This window comes from Paenibacillus sp. 01L418 (assembly GCF_056400045.1).
Genome location: NZ_JBFTSN010000339.1, coordinates 1 through 7,034, shown reverse-complemented (window position 1 = coordinate 7,034; position 7,034 = coordinate 1). Strand labels below are relative to the sequence as shown.

4 protein-coding genes and 1 pseudogene are annotated in these 7,034 nt (G+C 44.0%); 4 read left to right on the top strand and 1 reads right to left on the bottom strand.

Annotation, left to right across the window (positions count from 1 at the left end):
* Positions 1-393 precede the first annotated feature (393 nt).
* Positions 394-1,479: a ribosome small subunit-dependent GTPase A gene (gene rsgA / locus AC1DSE_RS26880; protein WP_477528470.1), complete on the top strand. Its 1,086-nt coding sequence runs from the start codon at positions 394-396 to the stop codon at positions 1,477-1,479.
* 264 nt (positions 1,480-1,743) lie between these two features.
* Positions 1,744-3,198 carry a DHA2 family efflux MFS transporter permease subunit gene (locus AC1DSE_RS26875; RefSeq protein ID WP_477510325.1) on the top strand — a complete coding sequence of 485 codons (1,455 nt, stop codon included), beginning with the start codon at positions 1,744-1,746 and terminating at the stop codon, positions 3,196-3,198.
* A 109-nt stretch (positions 3,199-3,307) separates the two neighbouring features.
* Here the strand turns inward: AC1DSE_RS26875 and AC1DSE_RS26870 are convergent, their stop codons facing one another.
* Positions 3,308-4,213: a DMT family transporter gene (locus AC1DSE_RS26870; protein ID WP_477510275.1), complete on the bottom strand. Its 906-nt coding sequence runs from the start codon at positions 4,211-4,213 to the stop codon at positions 3,308-3,310.
* Between the two features lie 151 nt (positions 4,214-4,364).
* Here AC1DSE_RS26870 and AC1DSE_RS26865 point away from each other — a divergent pair, with 151 nt between their 5' ends.
* The gene (locus AC1DSE_RS26865) at positions 4,365-5,777 is read left to right on the top strand and encodes an aminotransferase-like domain-containing protein (RefSeq protein ID WP_477528469.1); all 1,413 of its coding nucleotides are present in this window, start codon (positions 4,365-4,367) and stop codon (positions 5,775-5,777) included.
* Positions 5,778-5,863: 86 nt separating this feature from the next.
* Positions 5,864-7,034 (top strand): annotated as a pseudogene (locus tag AC1DSE_RS26860) (glycoside hydrolase); the annotation flags it as partial.

The window sequence follows — 7,034 nt, the reverse complement described above, 5'->3', positions numbered from 1 at the left end:
TAATAAGGGAGCTTGGCAGGCGGACGGCAAACCGACGATTGCGCTTGACGGCTTCTTGAATTAATGAGTACGACCTATCCCTCGTTCATTAGAACTGGTGATAGGTCGTTTTTTTATAGCTATAGACGGAGAGAAAGAAACATTATGTTTTCGTTATTTCGCAATGTTTCGTTTTCATGCTACAATAATGGAGAAATTTAGTTGCAAGCTAGTTAAGCTGGCTTGAGGGGAGAGATGAAAATGGAGAAATTAACTATTATTGAAGGTGCGGCAGTCGGGGTCACAGGAATCCTCCTTTCAAGCGAACAATAATTTCGTTTCCCAGATGAGGATTCAACTGTGACTGGTTTTGGCGTTAGCCATATGAATAACCAATTACAGGGGGAATCCGCAGTGAATCAACAAACAACGAATACGGTATTACAATCATTAGGTTGGAACGACTATTTTTCTAATCATTTTGCCGCTTATGCCAAACAAGGGTATAGTGCCGGGCGAATTATATTGGAGCATAAAAACATGTACCGTCTATTGAGTGAGCATGGCGAGCTCATGGGCGAAGTAACGGGTAAGCTGCGTTTTGAAGCAACAGGTCGAGAGGATTTTCCAGCAGTCGGTGACTGGGTAGTTATAAAACCGAGGTTGGAGGAACAGAAAGCTTCGATTCATGCGCTGCTGCCACGAAAGAGCAAATTTTCCCGTAAAGTGGCTGGAGACACGGTAGAAGAGCAGATTGTAGCCGCTAACGTTGATACTGTTTTTTTAGTAAATGCCTTAAATAATGACTTTAATATACGCAGGATGGAACGTTACTTGATCCTTGCATGGGAAAGCGGCGCTGCGCCGATCATCGTGCTGAGCAAAGCAGATTTATGCGACGATTTGGATGCACGCATCGCAGAGGTAGAATCAATTGCGATTGCTGTCCCTATTCACGTAGTCAGTGCCTCGCAGGGAGAAGGGTTAGATCAGCTCGCACCATATTTGGGTATAGGCAACACAGTTGCGCTGATAGGTTCTTCGGGTGTAGGTAAGTCTACACTGATTAACAAATTGAGCGGAGTTGATCTGCAACGAGTCAATGATGTGCGTGGCGGGGATGATCGTGGTCGTCATACGACGACGCATCGCGAGCTTGTTCAATTACCGAGTGGAGCACTGATGATTGATACACCTGGTATGAGGGAGCTGCAGCTCTGGGAGGCCGATGAGGGGTTCCGTGGTGCATTTGATGACGTAGATTCAATTGCAAATACTTGCCGATTCAATGACTGCAAGCATGAGCAAGAGCCCGGCTGTTCTGTCCGAAAGGCAATAGCTGATGGGTCTTTGGAGCAAGCTCGTTTTGAAAGCTATCTCAAACTCCAACGTGAGTTGGCGTATCTAGCACGTAAGGAGGATGCGCGATTGGCAGCCTCTGAAAAAGCAAAATGGAAAAAGATTAGCACAGATATGAAACAAAGAAAAGTAAAAAGATAAGTCATGCGACAGAGCCTTTGAAAGATTAGGGCTCTTTTTTTTATGCCTTCAGCATAGATGCTAACTTGAGGGATCAAGCTGTGAAGTTTTGAAATATGCGACGGAATTCATGAAGCAAAGAAGTTGAATGTTCATTTCGTTAGTGTCATAATTTAGGTTATTGACAATGAGGACAAATGTTCGGTATATTTTGTAAGTAATGCGGACAATTGTCCGAAAAGAGAAGAGAAAATTGGAGGAGGAGTATTCTTGAACGGCCCTACTATGGAGGTTAATTCTAACCTAGATTTTAGCAAAATCAAGAAAGGACCGATCGTTGCCGCACTCATTATTGGCGCATTTGTATCGATTCTGAATGAAACCTTGCTGAACATTGCTTTCCCAGAGCTCATGAGATATTTCAGCATCACGGAAACGACTGTACAATGGCTGGCTACAGCCTATATGCTCGTAGTCGGTATTCTTGTCCCTATAACAGCACTTTTGCAGCAATGGTTTAGCACACGTCAAATGTTTCTCGGGGCAATGATTTTATTCCTTGCGGGTACGGTGATATGTGCGACAGCACCAATATTTGAGTTTCTGCTTGTTGGACGTGTTGTTCAAGCTTTGGGAACAGGATTAATGATACCTGTATTGATGAATACGATTCTTATCATTTTCCCTCCAGAGAAGAGGGGCGGCGCAATGGGATTGATCGGTTTGGTCATGATGTCCGCTCCGGCTATTGGGCCTACTTTATCTGGTCTTATCGTTGACTCGCTTAACTGGAGATGGCTTTTCTATCTGGTCATTCCTTTGGCGGTCGTTTCTATCGTCTATGCAGCGATTTATTTGAAAAATGTAAGTGAATTGACGAAACCAAAGGTCGACATTATTTCCATTCTGCTTTCCTCCATCGGTTTTGGGGGCATCGTCTATGGCTTTAGCAGCGCAGGAGAAGGCTCATGGTCAGATCCTAAAGTTGTCTGGTGCCTGATTGTAGGCGGAATCAGCTTGATTTCATTTGTATGGCGTCAACTTGCGGTGAAGGAACCGATGCTCGATATGCGTGTTTTCCGTTACCCTATGTTTTCGCTTGTAACGGTACTGATGCTTGTACTTATGATGGCTATGTTCTCTACGATGATCATGCTTCCGCTATTTTTGCAAAATGTCATGATGCTTACTGCACTTAGCGCTGGTCTTGTGATGATGCCCGGCAGTATCTTGAATGGTATTATGGCACCGGTCTCCGGTATTTTGTTTGACAAATTTGGACCAAGGGTGCTCGTTATACCTGGTCTCATCTTGATGAGTGTATCCATCTGGCTGTTTTCTGGAATTGATGCAGCATGGACGAGCGGATATGTTGTATTCCTGCATATCTTGATGATGATTGGTATCTCATTAGTGATGATGCCTGCGCAGACGACAGGCCTTAATCAGCTGCCGCGCAGATTGTACGCGCATGGTACGGCGGTTATGAGCACGCTGCAGCAAGTGGCAGGTGCGGTTGGTGTGGCATTGTTCGTCAGCATTATGTCGTCCGGCATGAGAGATTACATGTCTACATCCCCGGATCCGACCAACCCTGCTGAGGGAATACCTGCAATGGTAGCTGGTCTTCACAGTGCGTTTATCGTCGGAGGAATTCTCTCTGTCCTCGCAATTCTCATCGGTCTCTTCATTCGCAAAACGAAGGCACCTCAAGAGGATGAGCTGAAGCAGTCTGCTTAATCAGATTTGTTCGAGTAGCTTGGACAAAATACATCTTTTTAAAAATTAGAGGCAGCCAATAAGTTCAATGAACTTATTGGCTGCCTTTTTTTATCTTTTAATCACCCTACTACCTCAATCTTCGCTTTGAGATTAACTGGCTGAGTGCACCTGCATTTACAAGGATGGTTCCACCAATAATCGTAATGATACCAAGCAGTGTAACCCATGAGATTGTCTCATCATAAAAGAGTACACCGACTCCTACAGCAATTGGAGGAGAGATATAGAGCCATGTAGATGGGAAAACGGGATTCGTCTTTGCGACGAGCCAGTAGAATAAGGTATGCCCAACCATGGAACCAATTACAATCAGATAAATTAATGAGCCTGTCGTCTGAAATGATGCAAAGGATTCAAGGTGCACCTCTTCGGTGAACAGAGATAAAATGAACATCATCGCTCCGCCAACCATCATTTGTGCCGCGTTCATGGCTATTGGTGAAACATCGGACATGCGGTTGATTACTTTTTTGGAATATAGCGCTCCTGATGCATAACAGCATTCTCCTATCAGTATGGCCCCGCAGCCGACAAGCCACAAGGGTGAGACATCCACCGAAAGATTGGGCAAAACTAACAGCAGTACACCGATGCAGCCAATAATGCAGCCGTATAGCGAGTGTTTGGGAGATTTTTGCCGAAGAATAGCCGTTTGCAGCARCAAAATCATGATGGGTCCCGTAGCCGATAACACAGCCGCGAGTCCAGAAGATACATATTGCTCCGCCCAGTACAGCGTAGAGAAGGTTCCAAACGTCAGCGTAGCCCCAGTGAACAGCATCTCTTTGCGCAGCAGCAAGGAGAAGCTTGCCTTGCGTTTCCAAACCATCCAAAGAAACAGAATAGCGCCAGCTAGAAAAAAGCGAAGCCCTGCCGAGAAGAAAGGGGGAGCACCGGCGTCTACTCCGATTTTAATTGCCAGAAAGGTTGTGCCAAATATAAGACATACGAGCGCATAAGCCAAAAAAATCATGTTCATTTCCCCTTTAGATGTCGGATCGAGATTGTTTTTTGTTAATCATATAGGGAGCAAGGCAGAACAGATTGTATGGAACAGAACAGATGAATAAATATTTCGTGTACAATAATGGAAAGAGGCAGCGGCGAAGAGGTGTTATGAACAGATGAAAAAAGAATCGGGAGCGCAGCAAGCCCATCCGTTATTCCGGCAAGTGTATGATTATATCTTGAACCGTGTAGAGCGAGGGGAATGGAAAGCCCATCAAAAATTACCGTCGATACGATTGCTTGCTGAAGAGATCAATGTGCATCGGCTGACGGTATTTAAAGCCTATAGATTGCTAGTTGAGGACGGCAAAGTGTATGTAAAAGACAAATCGGGATATTACGTATCGGAGGACAATGCTTTTTCTGAAGGGTTGGAAGAGAGCACCGTCGTTACCTCTTATGCAGTGAATAACTCGTTATCTGATATTCATCGAATTCCAGCTAAGTATCAGTTCTCTCAAGCGCTGATTGATCCTAATTTGCTGCCGAATTTGTTCTTATCGGACTATGTGAAAAAAGTGTTTGATCTCTATCCTAAGGTTATGGGGACTTATGCCAGCGTTCAAGGGGATGAAGAGCTTCGCGAGTCGCTAAGCCAGCATTTCAGAGAGCATCATCGATTGCTGCTGTCACCTAAGGAATTGTTAATCACATCAGGTGCTCAGCAGGCCATAAATTTGATTGCCCAGATTATGCTTGGGCCGATGGATGCGGTGTTGATTGAGCGACCGACCTACGGCGTAGCGATGGATATTTTTCGCAGGCAAGGCGCGCGGCTTATTCCTGTTGCGATCACACCGGAAGGTTATGACTTAGCAGAAGTAGAAGCCTTGATGCGCACGCATAAGCCTCGTATGTTCTATATGAATCCAACCCACCAAAATCCGACCGGTTATACTGTTCCATCATGGCAGCGCAAATTGCTGGTGGAATTGGCAGAGCGTTACCGCTGCCTTATCGTGGAGGATGATCCATTCCGAGATATGTATTTTGTTGAGCCGCCCCCGCTTCCCTTATTCGCTTATGACACGGAGGGCTGGGTCATCTATATTAGCAGCTTCAGCAAATATATTGCGCCGGGTCTGCGGATTTGTGCTGCAGCCTGCCGATATCCATTCATGGAGCAGTTAATCAAAGCGAAGGCGCTTGCGGATAACGGGACTCCTCAGCTTAATCAGAAAATATTTTTGCATTATTTCGCCTCACCGAGGCTGCAGCAGCATGTGGAAAAGCTTCGTATTGCGCTGCAGGTTCATAAAGAGATCATGGAAGAGGAGCTTGCCATAGCAGGCTGGGAATGGACTGCACCACAGGGCGGGCTTAATTTATGGGTTAAACTTCCAAGCCATATATCAGGAGAAGCTCTTCTTAAAAAARGCAGGGAGCAATCCATTTCCTTCGTTCCCGGAGAAATATTTGACCCGCTAGGCGAGCTGAAATCATGGATACGGCTTAGTTATTCTTTTGCGAGTGAGGCATTATTGCGGGAAGGAATGCAGCGCTTAACGGCTTTATCGCGGACTTTATGATTGAAAGAAATATTTAGTTGCTGAACATATTTTTTGTAACATTGGCGTAACACCCCTGATGTAGTCTGATTCAGGAGGTGCGAGACATGAAAAAAATAATAGCCATCATCATGCTGGCTGCAATCACAGCAAGTGTTCTTGCGGGGTGCAAGGACGACAATAATACGCGAGGCGGGGAAGTAAATGCACAAATAGAAGATGTGGATTTTAGCTTTAACGTAGATCCAGAAACCTTTGCGCTTGAGGTCGAGTCGGGTGGAAGGACTGAAAAAGCATCGGAACCACTGGACAAAATGAATGTTACAAATGTAAAAAACAGCGGAGACCAAATTAGCTGGACCTATCCAGAGAAACAAATGGACGTTGAAATTGAAAAAAAAGCGAACTATGTAGATGTAACGATCAAATCCAGCAAGGTGGAGGAAAATAGCTTTGCATGGCCAATCGTAACGGGCGAGGGGTATATGCTTCCATTAAACCAAGGAAAGTATATTCCAAGCGATGATCAGACGTGGAAAGAGTATTTGAGCGAACAAGAAATGAAGGTCATTGAGTCTTTCTCGATGCCATTTTTTGCAGCTGATAAAAGCGAATACTCGCTGATGTACATTATTAAAAACGCATATAACAATGAAATTGTTTTTAATACCGATAACGCTATCCAGTTTACTTTTCATCATGATTTTMCAGTAATTAATAAGCAAAAGGAATATGGATTTAGAATTTATGTAACGAAAAAAAATCCAACAGCTGTCGCAAAAACGTATAAAGATTATTTGATTGAACAGGGTGAATTCAAAAGCTTGGCGGATAAGGCTAAAGAAAATAACAATATCGAAAAGCTTTACGGAGCACCGCACGCTTATTTTTGGGACAGAACGGTTATTTCAGAAGAAAATATACAATGGCCAAAGCTGAGGAGCAATCTTCCCGAAAAACTGAGAATATGGATTCAGGAGCTATTAAAAACTAAAGTGGAAGATGGAGCAGAGCTTTCATCCGCCTTTGACGATTTAAATCGTTTAGACTATGTAGATAAATACACGATAAATCGAATTGTAAAAAGTTTAAGTGCGGTCATGCAGCTAAAAGAATTTTATGATTCCAAAATTTTTACTGACTTAGATGAAGAAACTCAGCGATTGTTAAGCAGCGGTATAGAAAATTTGAACGCTGTTGAATTGATTGATCTGAATAAACGATTGTTAAAAAGCGTGCTTGGTGCTGCAGTTGATCCCATTGAAAAGTGGGCAGATG

Excerpts from the sequence above, each read along its gene's own strand:
- AC1DSE_RS26875 (WP_477510325.1), top strand. The coding sequence starts at position 1,744 with ATGGAGGTTAATTCTAACCTAGATTTTAGCAAAATCAAGAAAGGACCG.